At 58.3% G+C, this 15,656-nt stretch carries 18 protein-coding genes; 11 read left to right on the forward strand and 7 right to left on the reverse strand.

Translation table 11 applies throughout. The annotated features are described in order from the left end of the window. Nucleotides 1-83 precede the first annotated feature (83 nt). Together ACRZ96_RS10120 and ACRZ96_RS10125 are read right to left on the reverse strand one after the other, a co-directional pair. On the reverse strand, nucleotides 84-623 hold the full coding sequence (locus ACRZ96_RS10120) for an adenine phosphoribosyltransferase (RefSeq protein WP_010441681.1): 540 nt from the start codon (nucleotides 621-623) through the stop codon (nucleotides 84-86). 82 nt (nucleotides 624-705) lie between these two features. Beyond that, on the reverse strand, nucleotides 706-840 hold the full coding sequence (locus ACRZ96_RS10125) for a hypothetical protein (protein WP_255612018.1): 135 nt from the start codon (nucleotides 838-840) through the stop codon (nucleotides 706-708). 105 nt (nucleotides 841-945) lie between these two features. Between ACRZ96_RS10125 and ACRZ96_RS10130 the strand changes: the two genes are divergently transcribed. Further along, on the forward strand, nucleotides 946-1,119 hold the full coding sequence (locus tag ACRZ96_RS10130; RefSeq protein ID WP_170397300.1) for a hypothetical protein: 174 nt from the start codon (nucleotides 946-948) through the stop codon (nucleotides 1,117-1,119). A gap of 2 nt (nucleotides 1,120-1,121) precedes the next feature. Here the strand turns inward: ACRZ96_RS10130 and ACRZ96_RS10135 are convergent, their stop codons facing one another. Beyond that, nucleotides 1,122-1,751, reverse strand: a complete 630-nt coding sequence (locus ACRZ96_RS10135) for a LysE family translocator (RefSeq protein ID WP_223117685.1) — start codon at nucleotides 1,749-1,751, stop codon at nucleotides 1,122-1,124. A gap of 284 nt (nucleotides 1,752-2,035) precedes the next feature. Here ACRZ96_RS10135 and ACRZ96_RS10140 point away from each other — a divergent pair, with 284 nt between their 5' ends. Then, complete coding sequence (locus tag ACRZ96_RS10140; protein ID WP_170733253.1) at nucleotides 2,036-2,893, forward strand: alpha/beta hydrolase; 858 nt, start codon at nucleotides 2,036-2,038, stop codon at nucleotides 2,891-2,893. 2 nt (nucleotides 2,894-2,895) lie between these two features. On the opposite strand, the gene ACRZ96_RS10145 is transcribed toward ACRZ96_RS10140, so the two are convergent. Next, a complete protein-coding gene (locus ACRZ96_RS10145) occupies nucleotides 2,896-3,768 on the reverse strand; it encodes an S-methyl-5'-thioadenosine phosphorylase (protein ID WP_170511367.1) in 873 nt (290 codons plus the stop codon). A 205-nt stretch (nucleotides 3,769-3,973) separates the two neighbouring features. On the opposite strand from ACRZ96_RS10145, the gene ACRZ96_RS10150 reads away from it, so the two are divergent. Further along, a complete protein-coding gene (locus ACRZ96_RS10150; protein WP_170404268.1) occupies nucleotides 3,974-5,608 on the forward strand; it encodes a SulP family inorganic anion transporter in 1,635 nt (544 codons plus the stop codon). A gap of 30 nt (nucleotides 5,609-5,638) precedes the next feature. Here the strand turns inward: ACRZ96_RS10150 and ACRZ96_RS10155 are convergent, their stop codons facing one another. Beyond that, entirely contained in the window at nucleotides 5,639-6,283 is a 645-nt protein-coding gene (locus ACRZ96_RS10155) for a CatB-related O-acetyltransferase (protein ID WP_170397291.1), read from the reverse strand. Further along, the gene (locus ACRZ96_RS10160) at nucleotides 6,283-6,888 is read right to left on the reverse strand and encodes a flavin reductase family protein (RefSeq protein ID WP_480754444.1); all 606 of its coding nucleotides are present in this window, start codon (nucleotides 6,886-6,888) and stop codon (nucleotides 6,283-6,285) included. Before ACRZ96_RS10160 ends, ACRZ96_RS10155 begins: the two co-directional genes overlap by 1 nt. A gap of 72 nt (nucleotides 6,889-6,960) precedes the next feature. On the opposite strand from ACRZ96_RS10160, the gene ACRZ96_RS10165 reads away from it, so the two are divergent. From ACRZ96_RS10165 to ACRZ96_RS10185, 5 genes are all read left to right on the forward strand, one after another. Continuing rightward, nucleotides 6,961-7,455 carry a GNAT family N-acetyltransferase gene (locus ACRZ96_RS10165; RefSeq protein WP_480737445.1) on the forward strand — a complete coding sequence of 165 codons (495 nt, stop codon included), beginning with the start codon at nucleotides 6,961-6,963 and terminating at the stop codon, nucleotides 7,453-7,455. A 53-nt stretch (nucleotides 7,456-7,508) separates the two neighbouring features. After that, entirely contained in the window at nucleotides 7,509-8,276 is a 768-nt protein-coding gene (locus ACRZ96_RS10170; protein WP_480737293.1) for an EcsC family protein, read from the forward strand. Between the two features lie 80 nt (nucleotides 8,277-8,356). Then, nucleotides 8,357-8,842 (forward strand): NUDIX hydrolase, encoded by a 486-nt coding sequence (locus ACRZ96_RS10175; RefSeq protein ID WP_480612780.1) that lies wholly within the window; start codon nucleotides 8,357-8,359, stop codon nucleotides 8,840-8,842. 71 nt (nucleotides 8,843-8,913) lie between these two features. Then, nucleotides 8,914-9,369: a DUF1178 family protein gene (locus ACRZ96_RS10180; RefSeq protein WP_480612782.1), complete on the forward strand. Its 456-nt coding sequence runs from the start codon at nucleotides 8,914-8,916 to the stop codon at nucleotides 9,367-9,369. A gap of 3 nt (nucleotides 9,370-9,372) precedes the next feature. After that, nucleotides 9,373-10,011: an SDR family NAD(P)-dependent oxidoreductase gene (locus ACRZ96_RS10185; protein WP_170424264.1), complete on the forward strand. Its 639-nt coding sequence runs from the start codon at nucleotides 9,373-9,375 to the stop codon at nucleotides 10,009-10,011. Here ACRZ96_RS10185 and ACRZ96_RS10190 read toward each other — a convergent pair. Further along, nucleotides 10,005-10,361, reverse strand: a complete 357-nt coding sequence (locus ACRZ96_RS10190) for a hypothetical protein (protein WP_170397277.1) — start codon at nucleotides 10,359-10,361, stop codon at nucleotides 10,005-10,007. The two genes, ACRZ96_RS10185 and ACRZ96_RS10190, sit on opposite strands and share 7 nt — an antisense overlap. A 155-nt stretch (nucleotides 10,362-10,516) precedes the next feature. Here ACRZ96_RS10190 and ACRZ96_RS10195 point away from each other — a divergent pair, with 155 nt between their 5' ends. The 3 genes from ACRZ96_RS10195 to zwf all read left to right on the forward strand — a co-directional run bounded on the left by ACRZ96_RS10195 (nucleotide 10,517) and on the right by zwf (nucleotide 15,655). Next, on the forward strand, nucleotides 10,517-11,755 hold the full coding sequence (locus ACRZ96_RS10195; RefSeq protein ID WP_170397275.1) for an aspartate kinase: 1,239 nt from the start codon (nucleotides 10,517-10,519) through the stop codon (nucleotides 11,753-11,755). Between the two features lie 45 nt (nucleotides 11,756-11,800). Continuing rightward, entirely contained in the window at nucleotides 11,801-14,044 is a 2,244-nt protein-coding gene (ptsP, locus tag ACRZ96_RS10200; protein ID WP_170397273.1) for a phosphoenolpyruvate--protein phosphotransferase, read from the forward strand. Nucleotides 14,045-14,209: 165 nt separating this feature from the next. Continuing rightward, entirely contained in the window at nucleotides 14,210-15,655 is a 1,446-nt protein-coding gene (gene zwf / locus ACRZ96_RS10205; protein ID WP_480705542.1) for a glucose-6-phosphate dehydrogenase, read from the forward strand. Nucleotide 15,656: the final 1 nt, after the last annotated feature.

A 15,656-nucleotide genomic window follows, 5' to 3' on the forward strand; every position in this document is an offset into this window, starting at 1 on the left:
ACTGTTTCTTGAATGTGACCCCAATCGCGCTAAGCCTGCGGCGCACGCGATTTCCAGTCACGAGTTTGTGAAGTTTGTGGAGATCAGAGCCCTTCGAACTCGCACAGAACGTGCACGTCCATGCCCAAATCTTCCAGCGCTTTGCGACCACCCAATTCGGGCAGATCGATGATGAACGCGCATGAGATGATCTCGCCGCCCAGCCGTTCGATCAGCTTGATCCCCGCGGCGGCGGTGCCTCCGGTAGCCAGAAGATCATCAACGACCAGGATCTTCTCACCCGGCTGGATGGCGTCATCGTGAATTTCGACTATCGCCTCTCCATATTCCAGCTTGTAGTCTTGGCTGATCGTGGTGCCGGGCAGTTTGCCCTTTTTGCGGATCGGCACGAATCCAACGCTCAGCTGGTGGGCAATCGCACCGCCCAGAATAAAGCCGCGCGCCTCAAGGCCCACAACTTTGTCGATTCGCTCACCGGCGTAAGGGTGCAACATCTGGTCGATTGCCATGCGGAACCCACGCGGGTCGGCAAACAGGGTGGTGACATCGCGGAACATGATCCCTTCATGCGGGAAATCGACGATGGTCCGAATGTAATCCTTGACCGTTTTGTTTCTGGACATGGGCCACCCCTTTGGCATCAAACACGCGCGGGGTATTTCGCCCATAAGGTGCGGTCATGCAAGAGAACTCTGGCCCCTGCGGCTACTTGCTGCGGCCGCGCATGGCGTTAGGCAGGCCGTAGTAGCGATACAGCGCGTTCGGAAGCCAGGACAGGTGCGGCTTGCGCCAGTTGCGTTGATCCCGAAGAAGAATGGCTTGCGCGACATGAAGGTTCATTGCTTTAATCTCACTTTTGCTGTTATGTGCGCGATATCTACTTTATATTCTATGTATATACAATGCATCGCGCTTAGAATCAAGGGCAGGACGGGGACTGGACGTGTGACCAAGAAAGATGGAAAGAAATCTACCAAGAAAAACAGTCAGTTGGTTTTGCGTCTCGACAAGGATGAGCGCGATGCATTCGTCGAGTTGTGCAGGGATCTGGACACCTCCGCCGCCCGCGAAATTCGCCGGTTTATCCGGGGGTTCATGAAGGAAAACGCTGAAAACTGAAATCACGCCGGGCGGCGCAGAACCGCTGTGGCGATGCCCATTCCGATCAGGGTCAACCCTCCGAACCGGGTCATGGTCGTGATGACATTCGCGCGTCCGATCATCCGGCGCAGCTTGTCCGCCAGCAGCGCATAGGCCAGCGCGTTCAGCCCCGCGAGACCCACAAATGTTGCGATCAGGATCGCGAATTGCGGACCCAAAGGCTCGGCTGGACGCAAGAATTGCGGTACGAAAGCGATGAAGAAGGCAATGGACTTCGGGTTCAGCGCGGTGACTGCAGCGGCATGGCCAAAAACACTGCGGGCGGTCACGTCACGTTCGGTTTCAATTGCTTGCAGCCCGCCCGACGGCGCGCTGCGCAGGAGTTTGACACCAAGCCAGACAAGATAGGCTGCCCCAACCCATTTCAGCACGGCAAACAGTGTGGCAGAGGCCAGCACCAGCGCCCCCAGCCCCAGCAGCGACGCGGTCATCGCCACCAAATCCCCCAATGCGACCCCAGTGGCCGAGGCAACCGCCACACTGCGTCCTTTCGACAGCGCATAGCTAAGCACCAGCAACACGGTCGGGCCTGGGATCAGCAGCAGCGCGGTCGAAGCGGCCACAAAGGCCAGCCAGATTTCAATGGACATGGAGTATCCTATTAGAGTGTTTCCCATAGCAAGCCTTGGCACGACGTATTGGTCAAGGCTTTGCGGGCACATTCTCGTGGTGAAACACCGTCTCCAACGGGTTGGCGTTCGGATTTGCGAAGCCGGGGTCGCCTAAATACCAAGGACATGGGGCAGGGAATTCAAGCGTGCAATGCGGTCTGGGATTGCCGCAACAGGTTTAAGATTGGATGAAGCTTGGCTTATGCATCTTGAAACGCCTCCAATGTACCCCACTCTCGCAATGCGACCCAAAGGAGGGAGCCATGGTTCAAACCCAACACGCTGAGGCCGATACCGGCCGCGCCAGATCCGGTGTCGAGCGCCTCAAAAGCATCTTGGTAGGACTGCTGTTGGCCGCGGCGATCTTGTATGCGGGCGTCCTCGGATACATGTTTTTCAACCAGCAATCTCTGCTGTACAAACCCGAAGGTACGTTACCGGATCCGGCTTCGGTGGGGTTGGCGGATGTTGATGCGCTATCGCTGACAATGGCTGATGGTACTGCCCTGACGGTCTGGGCAGCACCCGCTGCAATCCCGGATGCACCGACCGTCCTATTCTTCCACGGCCAAAGCGGCAATCTGGGGGACCGTGCTGAACGGCTGCGCGAAATCCTAAACTCGGGCTATGGGCTGCTTGCCCCCAGCTATCGCGGCTTTCCGGGCAGCGAAGGCGAGCCCTCGGAACTGGCGCTGATCTCTGATGGAGTTCAGCTCTATGACAGGCTGGCGGGTCAGGGCAAAGCTGTGGTGCTGCACGGTCAGAGCCTCGGCACCGGCATTGCCGCCGCTGTGGCTGCCGAGCGTCCCGATGCAGAACTTCTGGTGCTTGAGGCCCCGTTCACTGCAACCGTTGATGTCGCGGCGGAACGCTATCCTTTCCTGCCGGTCTCAGCCTTGATGAGGGATCAGTTCGCCACACGTGATCTTATCGAACAGATCTCGGTGCCGACGTTGATTTTTCACGGCACCGAGGATGAAACTATTCCACTGCATCACGGAAAAGCTCTGGCCGAGATGTCCGATACCGCGCAGATTTACGTGATCCCCGACGGCACCCACAACGATTTGTGGTCGCGTGGCCTATGGGACGAGGTGCAAAAGAAACTGTCGCAGTACTGAGTTTATAACACCCGCCCAGCCACAGCATCCAGCTTGGCCAACAATTCCGGATCGCGCTTTTCAGGCGCGGTCAGGATGGCATACTCCAGCGCCCGGTCGCAGCCATGCGGGCAGGGCGCACGGTCGGTCCCCAGCATAGCGGGCAGACCTTTGACCAATGCCCGGCCTTTTTCCGCATTGCCGGTCAGCGTGGCGATGATGGCGGCCACGTCGACTTCACCGTGATCAGGGTGCCAGCTGTCATAGTCGGTGACCATGGCAATTGAGGCATAACAAAGCTCGGCCTCGCGTGCGAGTTTCGCTTCGGGCATGTTGGTCATGCCGATCACGTCGCACCCCCATTGTTCGCGATATAATTTGGATTCCGCCAATGACGAGAATTGCGGTCCTTCCATCGCCAGATAGGTTCCACCTCGGTGGATGGTGATGCCAGCCGTCTTGCCAGCAGTCTCGCAAGCGTCCGACAGGCGCGGGCAGGTCGGATGCGCAACACTGACATGGGCGACGCAGCCAGTCCCGAAAAAGCTCTTTTCACGGGCAAATGTTCGATCGATGAACTGATCCACGATCACGAAATCACCCGGCGCCATATGTTCGCGGAACGACCCGCAGGCCGAGACCGAGATCACATCCGTTACGCCAAGCCGTTTCAACGCGTCGATATTGGCGCGATAGGGCACCTCGGTCGGCGAGTGCACATGTCCGCGACCGTGACGCGGCAAGAAGGCCATTTCGACCCCATCCAGCGACCCGGTCAGGATCTGATCCGACGGATCGCCCCATGGCGTTTCTACTGTGACCCACTCGGCATTCTCCAGACCATCGATGTCATAAATGCCCGATCCTCCAATGACGGCGATTTTTGTTTGGGTCACGAGTGCTCTCCGTTGAAAATTCCTGCTGTGTGAGTTCTGCGGGCCACAGCACCTTTTGACAAGTGGGTTCAACGGTTTGTGTGCGCTTGGGTCAAGCTATGCGCAGGGCGCATATCAGGGTCCCGCCTGGCGCGGTATCTCGAGACCGGTTTGACCGCTAGAAGGCCCCTTTCGCGCGAACAATACCGACCAACAGGACCGATCCATGCCCCGAGCCATGCTGGCAAGCTTTGCCAATCGTATAGCCAAACCCGATTTGCGCTGGGTCCCGGATGAGGGATTGACCTTTTCCCGCCTGCGGATCGAACTGCTGTCCGGTCTCACCGTCGCCTTGGCGCTGGTCCCCGAAGCCGTGGCCTTTGCCTTTGTCGCCGGGGTGCACCCTCTGGTCGGGCTTTACGCGGCGTTTCTGGTCGGTCTGATCACTGCGTTGATCGGTGGTCGCCCCGGCATGATCTCGGGCGCGACCGGGGCGCTTGCGGTTGTCATGGTCGCACTGGTCGCACAACACGGGGTCGAATACCTGTTCGCAACGGTGGTGCTGATGGGGATTATGCAGATCATCGCAGGTGCGATGCATTGGGGCCGGTTCATCCGACTTGTGCCGCATCCGGTGATGCTGGGCTTTGTGAACGGCCTGGCGATTGTGATCTTTCTGGCGCAGCTGGGGCAATTCAAAGTGCCCGGAACCATGGAAAATACCGGCCACGGCATGGGCGGTGGCGAGTGGCTTTCAGGCCTACAGCTCTACACAATGCTGGGTCTGGTTGCTCTGACCATGGCTGTGATCTGGATCATGCCCCGCATCACCCGCGTCATCCCAGCGCCTCTGGCCGGGATTTTTGTTGTCGCTGCTTTGGTCATTGGCATTGGGCTGGACGTCCCGCGTGTCGGTGATCTGGCTTCGATCGAAGGCGGCCTGCCCAGCTTCCATATACCTATGGTGCCGCTGAACTGGGAGACCTTTGAAATCATCCTGCCCTATGCCCTGATCCTTGCCGCAATCGGTCTGATTGAATCCCTGCTGACGCTGAACCTTGTGGGTGAGATTACCGGCAAGCGCGGTGGTGCCTCGCAGGAATGTATCGCGCAAGGCACAGCGAACGTGGTCACTGGCTTCTTCGGCGGTATGGGCGGTTGTGCGATGATCGGTCAGTCGATGATCAACGTGAAGTCAGGCGGGCGCACGCGTATCGCAGGTATCGCTGCAGCGCTGTTTCTGTTGCTCTTCATCCTAGTGGGTTCGCCTCTGATCGAGCAGATTCCACTGGCCGCACTTGTCGGTGTGATGTTCATGGTGGTGATCGGAACCTTCGCCTGGAATTCGCTGAAGATCATGCGCAAAGTGCCTTTGATGGATGCGTTCGTGATCGTACTGGTGACAGTCGTCACCGTGATGGAAGACCTTGCGGTGGCTGTTGTGGTCGGTGTGATTGTCTCTGCCCTGGCTTATGCATGGAATAACGCCAAACGCATCCACGCGGTTACGCGCGACTCGGAAACGGAAGAAGGGGCGAAGGTCTATGAAATTCAGGGCCCGCTGTTCTTTGGTTCGTCCGAGGGCTTCGTGGAGCTGTTCGACGTAAGAAACGACCCCGAGACCGTCATCATCGACTTTGCAGCCAGCCGTGTGGTGGACCAATCCGCGCTGCAGGCTATCGAAAACATCGCCGCCAAATACGAAGCGGCTGGCAAACGCGTCATGCTGCGGCACCTGAGCCGTGACTGTCATACACTGCTGAACAAGGCCGGCCATCTGATGGTCGACAGCGATGATGACCCGGATTACGAACTGGCTGTGGATTATTCGGTCCGCACCGGTATTCTGGGCGGGCACTGAATACGCGAAAGGGCGGCCGGATTGGCCGCCTTATATCTCGGAAGCAATGCGCTCCAACGCATCGATATTGCCTGAAAGCAAGGCATCTTCGGCCCGAGTGATGGTTTCTGCGGGCCAATCCCACCATCGCAAGTCTTGCAGCCTTTCAATCACATCGCGATCAAAACGATAGCGCCGGACTTTTGCCGGATTGCCGGTAACGACTGCATAGGGTGGAACCTGACCCCGCACGACCGAGCCTGCGCCAACAATCGCGCCATTTCCGATCTGCGCTCCGGGTAAAATCAAAGCTCCGTAACCGATCCAGACATCGTGCCCGATAACGGTATCACGTGTATCAGGCTGGTAGCCTGACATGCGATCCGGATCGAAGATTGGAAATGGAAAGCAGGTCAAGCCATCGGTCGCGTGATTTGCGGAGGCAGTGATAAACCTTACTCCATGAGCGATTTGGCAGAACTTGCCCAGCATCAGCTTTTCTTCTGAAAAGGGAAACAGATACGGTGCAAGCCGCTGCGCCCAGTCCTTCGGTGCATCGAAATCCGACGCATAAGTGTAAGCTCCTGCCTCAAAGCGGGGATGATCGATGGCCTGAGACAGAAACACTGTTCCGTTGTGGCTAGAGCCGTCGGGCAGAACAATCGGATATCTGCGTGTAGGATCAGGCAGTGGCATTAGTCATCCGGGCGTGAAAGGCTGAACAATTCTGTCACCACAGAATAGTCCCGATAACCCAACCGCGCGAGCGGGTTGAATGAGGTCACGTCAAGTTTGCCGTCACGGATGTGGTCATCGTGCAGGTGCACACCAGTGACCTCTCCGAACACCACCCGATTGGACTCACCCGGCAGAGTTACGATCTGAGTAAGTTTGCATTCCAGCGCTGCGGGCGCTCCCTCGACCCGAGAGCAATTTATGGTTTCGCATTCAACTGGTGTCAGCCCAGCATGAGCGAACTCGTCGACGTGCTTTTCCAAACCCTCTGAGCTGGCATTCATTGCGTCGCGATGCGCATGGGCCACCACGTTGACGCAGAATACCTTCGTGGCCTCGATGTTGGCGATGCTGTCCTTGCCGCCATCCTGATCGTGTTTGGAGCCGGTTGAGGCGAACATCACCTGAGGCGGTGTATAAGCGACACCATTGAAGAAGGAATACGGGGCCAGGTTGTTGATCCCGTCAGCATCGCGCGTCGAAATCCAGCCGATCGGGCGTGGGGTTATGATGGCGTTGAAGGGGTTGTGTGGCAGGCCGTGGCCGTCTTCGGGGCGATAGAACATATGGACTCCAAGCGTTTGCCCAAGGCCTATCGAAGTGCTAGGGCGATTTCCAGCAAGGATAAGAGGGCGCGCGTGCAGCAATTCAAGATCAGGCCGGAAGAGCCGGAAGACTGGTGGGAGGTCGAAGCGCTCTATGACCTGTGCTTTGCTCCGGGGCGCGAGGCGTTGTCGTCTTATCGTCTGCGTGATGACGTGCCGCCTGTCGCTGGCCTGTCGCAGGTCGCGCGCGATGGGCAGGGCATTCTGGCTGGTGCAATCCGGTTCTGGCCCGTGCATGTGGGTGAACATGACGCGCTGCTGCTAGGTCCAGTGGCGGTCCACCCGACCCATCAAGGCGAAGGGTTGGGCGGATATCTGATCCATCAGGGGGTAGAGGCCGGGCGCGCCAAAGGGTGGGATCGCGTCATGCTTGTGGGCGATGCGCCCTATTATGCCCGGTTCGGGTTCACCCCGCTGACGGGTGTCGAAATGCCCCCGCCCACCAACCCTGATCGCATACTGGGTTTGGAACTGACCCCCGGAGTTTGGTCCGGAATTCAGGGACTTGTTAGTCGCTGGACCCGTTGACCCATTGAAAACCCGCTGCAAAGTCCCGATGTTTTCAGGACAGGAGGGCACAGATGCAGGACGTGGTTCTTGTCGAAAAACTCGATCCCGAGGCCGAGCTTGATCGGCTTGCGCAGCTGTATGGTGCGGCAGGTGGCGTAGGAGTGAATCTGCTGAACAAGCTTGGTGGTTCGGCGGAATCCTTATTGGATCAGTTGCCTAAACCGGTGCGAGAAGGTCTGACCGAAGCAACCGAACAGGCGCTTTGGCTTGCCATGCATGCGGCCGAAGGCTCTCGGCGTGCCGTGCCGGACCAGAAACCATGGGTCAACACAGTCTTGACTACTGCCATGGGCGCAGCCGGAGGTCTGGGTGGAGTGTCCACAGCACTTGTCGAGCTGCCCGCGACAACCGCCATGATGCTGCGCGCGATCCAAGGCGCAGCGATGCGGGAAGGGTTTGATCCGACCGCCGAGAACGTGAAATTCGACTCGATCCGAGTGTTGTCAGCCGCAGGTCCTTTGGCCGAGGATGACGGGGCTGATCTGGGCTTTTTCTCAATGCGCATGACCCTGACCGGACCGACCATGCAACGCCTCATTGCGATGGTGGCGCCGCGCCTGTCCGTAGTGCTGGGCCAGAAGCTGGCGGCGCAGTCTGTACCGTTGCTTGGGGCGCTTGCCGGGGGCGGTACAAATTTTGTCTATACTCGCTACTACCAGCAGATCGCGCATGTGCATTTTGGGCTGCGTCGATTGGCGATTGATGCCGACATCCCTCATGACGAGCTGGTGCGGCGCTTGTCGGGGCGGATGGCTCTTAATAAGGGCGCTTTCCCGTAAAGCTTGGCAGACTTTGCCGGATATGATAAATATCACTTTATAAACCGCAACATAAGCGGAGCGAGCAGTGGATATGAACCGTGTTTGACGGGCGCAGTAGTGGTGCGATTGCCGGGCTTTCGGCAGAAAACCTCTCCCTTTCCGGGGCGCTGCCTGTTTATGCTCAATCCGCTGCGCTTTGCTATCGAACCAATGATGACCTGCCAGAGATTTTGTTGATCACAACGCGCAGGGCGCGGCGCTGGATCATCCCGAAGGGGTGGTTGATCAACGGGCTGACCCCGTCTGAAACAGCCGCCCGCGAGGCCTGGGAAGAGGCTGGTGTTTTGGGGCAGTGCGGAAGCGAAAGCCTTGGTCGGTTTGCCTATATCAAGAACCGGCCTGGCAAGCCATCGGCGCTGTGTCTAGTTGATGTGTTTCCGCTGCATGTGCAGCGATCCGAGGCGCATTTTCCCGAAGCGGGTGAGCGCAGGCGCAAATGGGTTTCGCCCAAAAAGGCGTCATCGAAAGTGGCGTCGCCTGATCTCGCCGCGCTTTTGGGTGGATTCGGGCTGCACCGGCAGTAGCGCGACAAGATCAAGACTTGATATTGCCATGTTGGTCGGTATCTATTCGCCAACCGGATTTTGGATGTGATATGATTCAATACGCATTGAAATGCAGCAATGACCACAGCTTTGACAGTTGGTTTCAATCCGCAGCCGGCTTTGACAAACTGTCAGCGGCCGGGTTGGTAACCTGCGCGGTCTGCGGCTGCGACAAGGTGGAAAAGGCGGTGATGACACCGCGTGTCCGGCCTGCGCGCAAGGCGGTGACCGAGGTTGCACCAGAGCAGCCTTCTGCGGATGAGATCAGCATGGCAACACCTTCGCCCGAGATCGCTGAGGTCCTCAGCGAACTGCGTCGAAAGGTCGAGGAAAACTCGGACTATGTGGGCAAGGATTTCGCCAAAGAAGCCCGCAAAATCCATCTGGGGGATGCGCCCGAGCGCGCGATCTATGGTGAGGCCAAGCCCGAAGAGGCGCAATCGCTGATTGAAGACGGCGTGCCGGTCGCACCGTTGCCGTTTGTTCCTAGCCGGAAGACCAACTGACCCATGCACATCGTTATTACGGGCACGAACCGAGGGATCGGGAAATCCATTGCGGATCAGTATCGTGCAGAAGGTCATGAAGTGACCGGAACTGCTCGGGACGGTAGCGCAGATATCGTGCTGGATGTCACGGACCCAGAACAGCACGCTGCAATGGCCGAGCAACTGCGAGGCCGCCAGATTGACCTGCTGATCTGCAATGCGGGCGTTTATCTGGACAAAGGACACGACATTAGTGGCTATCCCGCCGAGATGTGGGCGCAAAGCTTCGCCGCCAACGTGACAGGCGTGTTTCTTACCATCCAGTCCTTGTTGCCGAACCTGTGTACCGCGCGGGGGCGGATCGCCATCGTTTCGTCTCAGATGGCGTCACATACGCGCGCGCCGGGTGGCAGCTATATCTACCGTGCGTCAAAGGCGGCGGCGCTGAATTTGGGCCGCAACCTAGCGACTGACCTACAGGCGGATGGCATTGCGGTGGGAATCTACCATCCGGGCTGGGTGCAGACGGACATGGGCGGATCTGCAGCAGAGATCACGGTCGATCAGGCGGCAAACGGCTTGATCGAGCGATTTGCGGCTCTCTCGCTCGATACTACCGGTTGTTTTGAAACCTGGGATGGTCGGGCGCACCCTTACTGAGAGTTCAGGGCCGCCTTGGGGATTTCGTAGACTTCACCGGGATCAATGAAGATCACCATGATATCACCGCGTGTCTCATAGGTCAGTTTCGATGTCGAACTGCTGGAATCCGGCACGCCTTTGGTGAAGTAAATCCGCCGGACCTCGCCAGTGTTCAACTGAACCGCCAACGTCGCCGTTCCATCTTCGCGCTTCCGCAACTCGGCTGGACAACTGGCCAGTGTATCACCCGCTAATGCAGCGCATGGAACGGTGCCTAATGAGTTCTCGCCATCCGTTCCCGATAGGGTGGCCACTTGGGCGTTTGCGGCAGTCGAAACCAGGCTTAGGGCAAGGGCAAAGCGGAACATTGAAATCCTCGTGGAATAAGACTTTGACCGAACGCTTACACCACGCACGACCAAAGTAAAGCACTGCGGTGCAGACTTTGCCCACTTGCCCTTGCGCCCCCCCTCGCATAAGAGGCACGGGATCAGAAATTCAAGGCGCGGAGACACTAGCCCCCATGCCCGTACTCGTGATGAAATTCGGCGGCACATCGGTCGCCAATCTGGACCGGATCCGCCGTGCTGCCAAACGGGTTGGTGTCGAGGTAGCCAAAGGCTATGACGTCATCGTCATCGTTTCGGCGATGTCCGGCAAGACCAACGAGCTGGTGGGCTGGGTCGATGAAATCTCTCCGCTCTATGACGCGCGCGAATATGATGCCGTTGTCTCCTCTGGTGAAAACGTTACAGCTGGCCTGATGGCGCTGACCCTGCAGGAAATGGACATCCCGGCGCGCAGCTGGCAGGGTTGGCAGGTGCCGCTGATCACCAACGGTGCTCATTCAGCGGCCCGGATCGAAGAAATCCCGCCCGAGAATATCAACCAGAAATTCGGCGAAGGGATGCGCGTTGCGGTGGTCGCGGGCTTCCAGGGCATCAGCCCCGAAGGTCGCATCACCACGCTGGGTCGGGGCGGTTCGGACACCACCGCCGTGGCTTTTGCTGCCGCTTTCGAAGCCGAGCGCTGCGACATCTATACGGATGTGGACGGTGTCTATACGACCGACCCGCGCATCTGTGAAAAGGCGCGCAAGCTGGACAAAATCTCGTTCGAGGAAATGCTCGAACTGGCCTCGCTGGGGGCCAAAGTGCTTCAAACCCGCTCGGTCGAGCTGGCGATGCGCTACAAGGTGAAACTGCGCGTTCTTTCAAGCTTTGAGGAACAATCCGACGAGGCCGGTACACTGGTCTGCGACGAGGAGGATATCATGGAATCCAATGTTGTGGCCGGTGTGGCCTATTCCCGCGACGAAGCCAAGATGACCGTCGTTTCGGTGGCGGACCGTCCCGGCATCGCCTCGATCATCTTTACCGCGCTCAGCGATGAAGGCGTCAATGTCGACATGATCGTCCAGAACATCTCGGACGAAGGGCGCACCGACATGACCTTCTCCTGTCCGACCAATCAGGTTTCTCGCGCCGAAAAGGCATTGCTGGCGATCAAGGATCAGGGTGAGCTGAACTACGCCGAACTGGTTGCGGATGAGGACGTTTGCAAGGTCTCAGTTGTCGGGATCGGTATGCGCTCGCAATCCGGTGTTGCGGCCAAGATGTTCAAGATTCTCTCGGATGAGGGGATTAACATCAAGGTCATTACAACCTCCGAGATTAAAATTTCCGTCCTGATCGACAGGAAATACATGGAACTTGCGGTTCAGGCACTGCATGATGCCTTTGAACTGGACAAGGCGGCCTGAGCTTTCAGCCAAGTGTCCTGTCTGAAACCGTAACGTGGGTGGGCCATGGCGGAAGGCACGGAAACAGAATCTCGCAAGCTGCTGGGACGGCTGCGCGAAGAAATGGCGAGCGAAGCCGCCGGTCAGGAACGTCTTGACCGGATCACGCACCTGATCGCCGACAGTACCGGTCGCGAAGTTTGCTCGATCTACCTGTTTCGGGATGAGGATACGCTTGAACTGTGCGCCACCGAAGGTCTGTCCCCAGAAGCGGTACACAAGACGCGGATGCGTATGGGCGAAGGGCTGGTCGGTCGCGTCGCCAAATCTGGCAAGGTGGTGAATACGGCGGACGCGCCCTCGGCCAAGGGCTTTCGGTACATGCCGGAAACCGGCGAGGAACGGTATTCGTCCTTTCTTGGTGTGCCGGTACAGCGTCTGGGTCAGAAACTGGGCGTGCTGGTGGTTCAGTCCCGGGACGCGCGCGAGTTTTCAGCGGATGAAGTTTATGCGCTGGAAGTTGTCGCGATGGTTCTGGCCGAAATGGCCGAACTGGGCGCGTTCGTCGGCGAAGGCGCGGCCTTGTCACCGCTGCACCAGCAATCGGTGCAACTTACCGGTGGCCCGGCGCAGGAGGGATCTGCTGAAGGCCATGTCTGGCTGCATGAACCTCGTGTTGTTGTCACCAATCCCATTGCCGAAGACCCGCATCGTGAGCGTGAGCGGCTGACCGAGGCCGTTGAAGAGCTACGCGTCGGCGTCGACAAGATGCTTGAGATTTCTCAGGGCGGCGACAAAGAGCAGTTGCAGGTTCTGGAAGCCTACCGGATGTTCGCCAACTCCAAGGGTTGGATGCGCCGGATGGAGGAGGACATCGCTCTTGGTCTCAGCGCAGAGGCGGCGGTCGAGAAAGAACAATCTCAGGCGCGGGCTCGCATGGGGCAGGTTACCGATCCGTATTTACGTGAACGGTTGGCCGATCTGGACGACCTCAGCAATCGGTTGCTGCGAATTTTGACTGGACAGGGTAACGGAAATGGGGCTGACCTGCCGCCCGATCCGATCCTAATTGCGCGAAATATCGGCCCCGGTGATCTGCTGGAATATGGCCGTTCTCTCAAAGGGATCGTGTTGGAAGAAGGCTCGGTCGGAAGCCATGCCACTATCGTGGCGCGCGCGTTGGCGATCCCACTGGTGGTGCATGTAGGCCGCATCACCACCGAAGCCCTGAACGGCGATCACATTCTGGTTGATGGCGATAGCGGTGTCGTTCATCTGCGCCCCGAAGACACCGTCGTTAGTGCGTTCCGTGACAAAATCGCGATGGAGGCCAAAGCGCAGGAGCGCTACGCCTCGATCCGTGAAACGCCCACCGTTACTCAGGATGGTGCGCGAATCAACATGGTGATGAATGCGGGCCTGATGGCCGATCTGCCCTCACTTAGCAATTCTGGTGCCGAGGGCGTGGGCCTGTTCCGCACCGAACTGCAGTTTCTGATCCGCAATCAGATGCCCAAGCGATCCGAGCTGGTGACGCAATACAAACGTGTCCTGGATGCTGCGGGAGAAAAGCGCGTGGTGTTCCGCACGCTCGATATCGGGTCAGATAAGGTTCTGCCTTATATGAAACATGTGGAAGAGCCGAACCCGGCGCTGGGCTGGCGGGCGATCCGCGTGGGTCTGGACAAGCGTGGCGTGATGCGGATGCAGTTGCAGGCGCTGATCCGCGCCGCCGATGGCCGCCCCCTGACGATCATGTTCCCGTTTGTCGCGCAGGCTGACGAATTCCGTGAGGCGCGCTGGGAGGTCAAGAAAACGATCGAGCGTGAACGGCGTCTGGGCCATGTTCTGCCTGAATCGCTCGAAGTGGGGGCGATGCTGGAAACGCCTTCACTTGCCTTTGCGCCGCAGAAGTTCTTTGACGAAGTCGGCTTTATCTCGATCGGTGGGAACGACCTGAAACAGTTTTTCTTCGCCGCCGACCGCGAAAATGAACTGGTTCGCCGTCGCTACGATACGCTGAATGTCAGCTTTCTGAGTTTCATTGAACGTATCGTTGAGAGATGCTCGATCTCGGACACACCGCTCAGCTTCTGTGGCGAAGATGCTGGTCGCCCGGTCGAGGCGCTGTGTCTCGCGGCCATGGGCATCCGTACCCTTTCGATGCGCCCGGCCTCAATCGGGCCGGTCAAAAGCCTGTTGTTGCGGTCGAACCTTCAGGATGTGCGTAAAATTATCGCCGATGCCCGCCATCGTGGAGAACAATCCGTGCGTCCGGCGGTGATGGACTGGCTGCGGACGCAGTCCTGACTGATCTTCCGCGATGCCAGCTGCAAATCCGCGCTTGATTTTTGCGCTCAGGTTTTCTATTCAGCCGATGAATGTTAGCGATAACATAGCTAATGACGCACATGCGTTTTAATCCCGGGCTGAAACCTCGCTTATGCTGGCGGGGAATTCGAAAGGAGCCTTGCAATGGTCTCACGCGTAATTCCGGTAGATCCGTTCGACCTGGTGTTGTTCGGCGCGACGGGCGATTTGGCGCAGCGTAAAATCCTGCCGGGCCTCTATCATCGCTTCGAAGTCGGCCAGATGCCTGAGGATGCGCGCATCATTGGAACCGCCCGATCCGACATGGACAGCGACGGGTTCCGTGAACAGCTGCGTGCGTCGATGCAAGAGTTTGCGCCGGGTTTCAAAAAGGATACGCTTGATCGCTTTCTGACCCGCGTCGAGTATGTTCCGGTAGATGCGCTTGGCGATGCGGGTTGGTCTGACCTTGCGAAAACGCTGCGACCGGATGTGGTACGCGCCTTCTATCTGTCAGTAGGCCCAAGCCTTTTCTCGGGCATCGCCCAACGTCTGAACGAGTACGGCCTGTCCACACCTGACAGTCGTATCGTGGTCGAGAAACCCTTTGGTCACGATCTGGCATCAGCCAAAGCGTTGAACGAAGGGCTGCGGGCCTGTTTTGAAGAACATCAGATTTACCGGATCGATCATTATCTGGGCAAGGAAACCGTGCAGAACCTGATGGCGCTGCGCTTTGCCAACTCGCTTTTCGAACCGCTTTGGAATGCCACCCACGTGGATAATGTTCAGATCACGGTGGCCGAGACCGTGGGTGTCGAGGGGCGCGGCGCCTATTACGATCAATCCGGCGCGATGCGCGACATGATCCAGAACCATCTGGTTCAATTGCTGTGCCTGACGGCGATGGAACCGCCTTCGAAATTCTCACCCAACGCGGTGCGCGATGAGAAAGTCAAAGTGATCGAAGCGCTGGAGCCGGTGGAACCCAAGGATATCGCTCGTGGTCAGTACCGCACCAAAAAAGGGGGCGATGGCTATCTGGATCACGTCGGCAACCCCGCCAGCCGTACCGAAAGCTTCATTGCGCTGAAGGCGCATATCGGCAACTGGCGCTGGGCCGGTGTCCCGTTTTATCTGCGGACCGGCAAGCGCCTGCGCGCACGTGAATCCGAGATTGCAGTGTTCTTCCGCGACCCGCCGCATACGATTTTTCCGAATGTCGGCCCATTGCATGGCAACGTGCTGGTGATCCGCCTGCAACCGGACGAAGGCATCACGCTCCGCACCACCATCAAGGAACCGGGGCAGGGCGGGTTCCGCCTGTCCGACGTTGCACTCGATATGAGTTTCGCTGATGCGCTGGGCGACGACGGCCAATCCCCGGATGCCTATGAACGCTTGATCATGGATGTCATCCGCGGCGACCAGACTTTGTTCATGCGCGGGGATGAAGCCGAGGCCGCATGGGCCTGGGTCGATCCCATCATTCACGGCTGGGAAGAGCGTGGAGATAAGCCCGCGAAATACGATCAGGGCAGTTCGGGGCCCGAAGAAGCATTGATGCTGATGCATCGCGATGGGCGCCGCTGGCGTCAGATCGGAGGGTAAT

This window comes from Ruegeria sp. CF1, assembly GCF_056537445.1.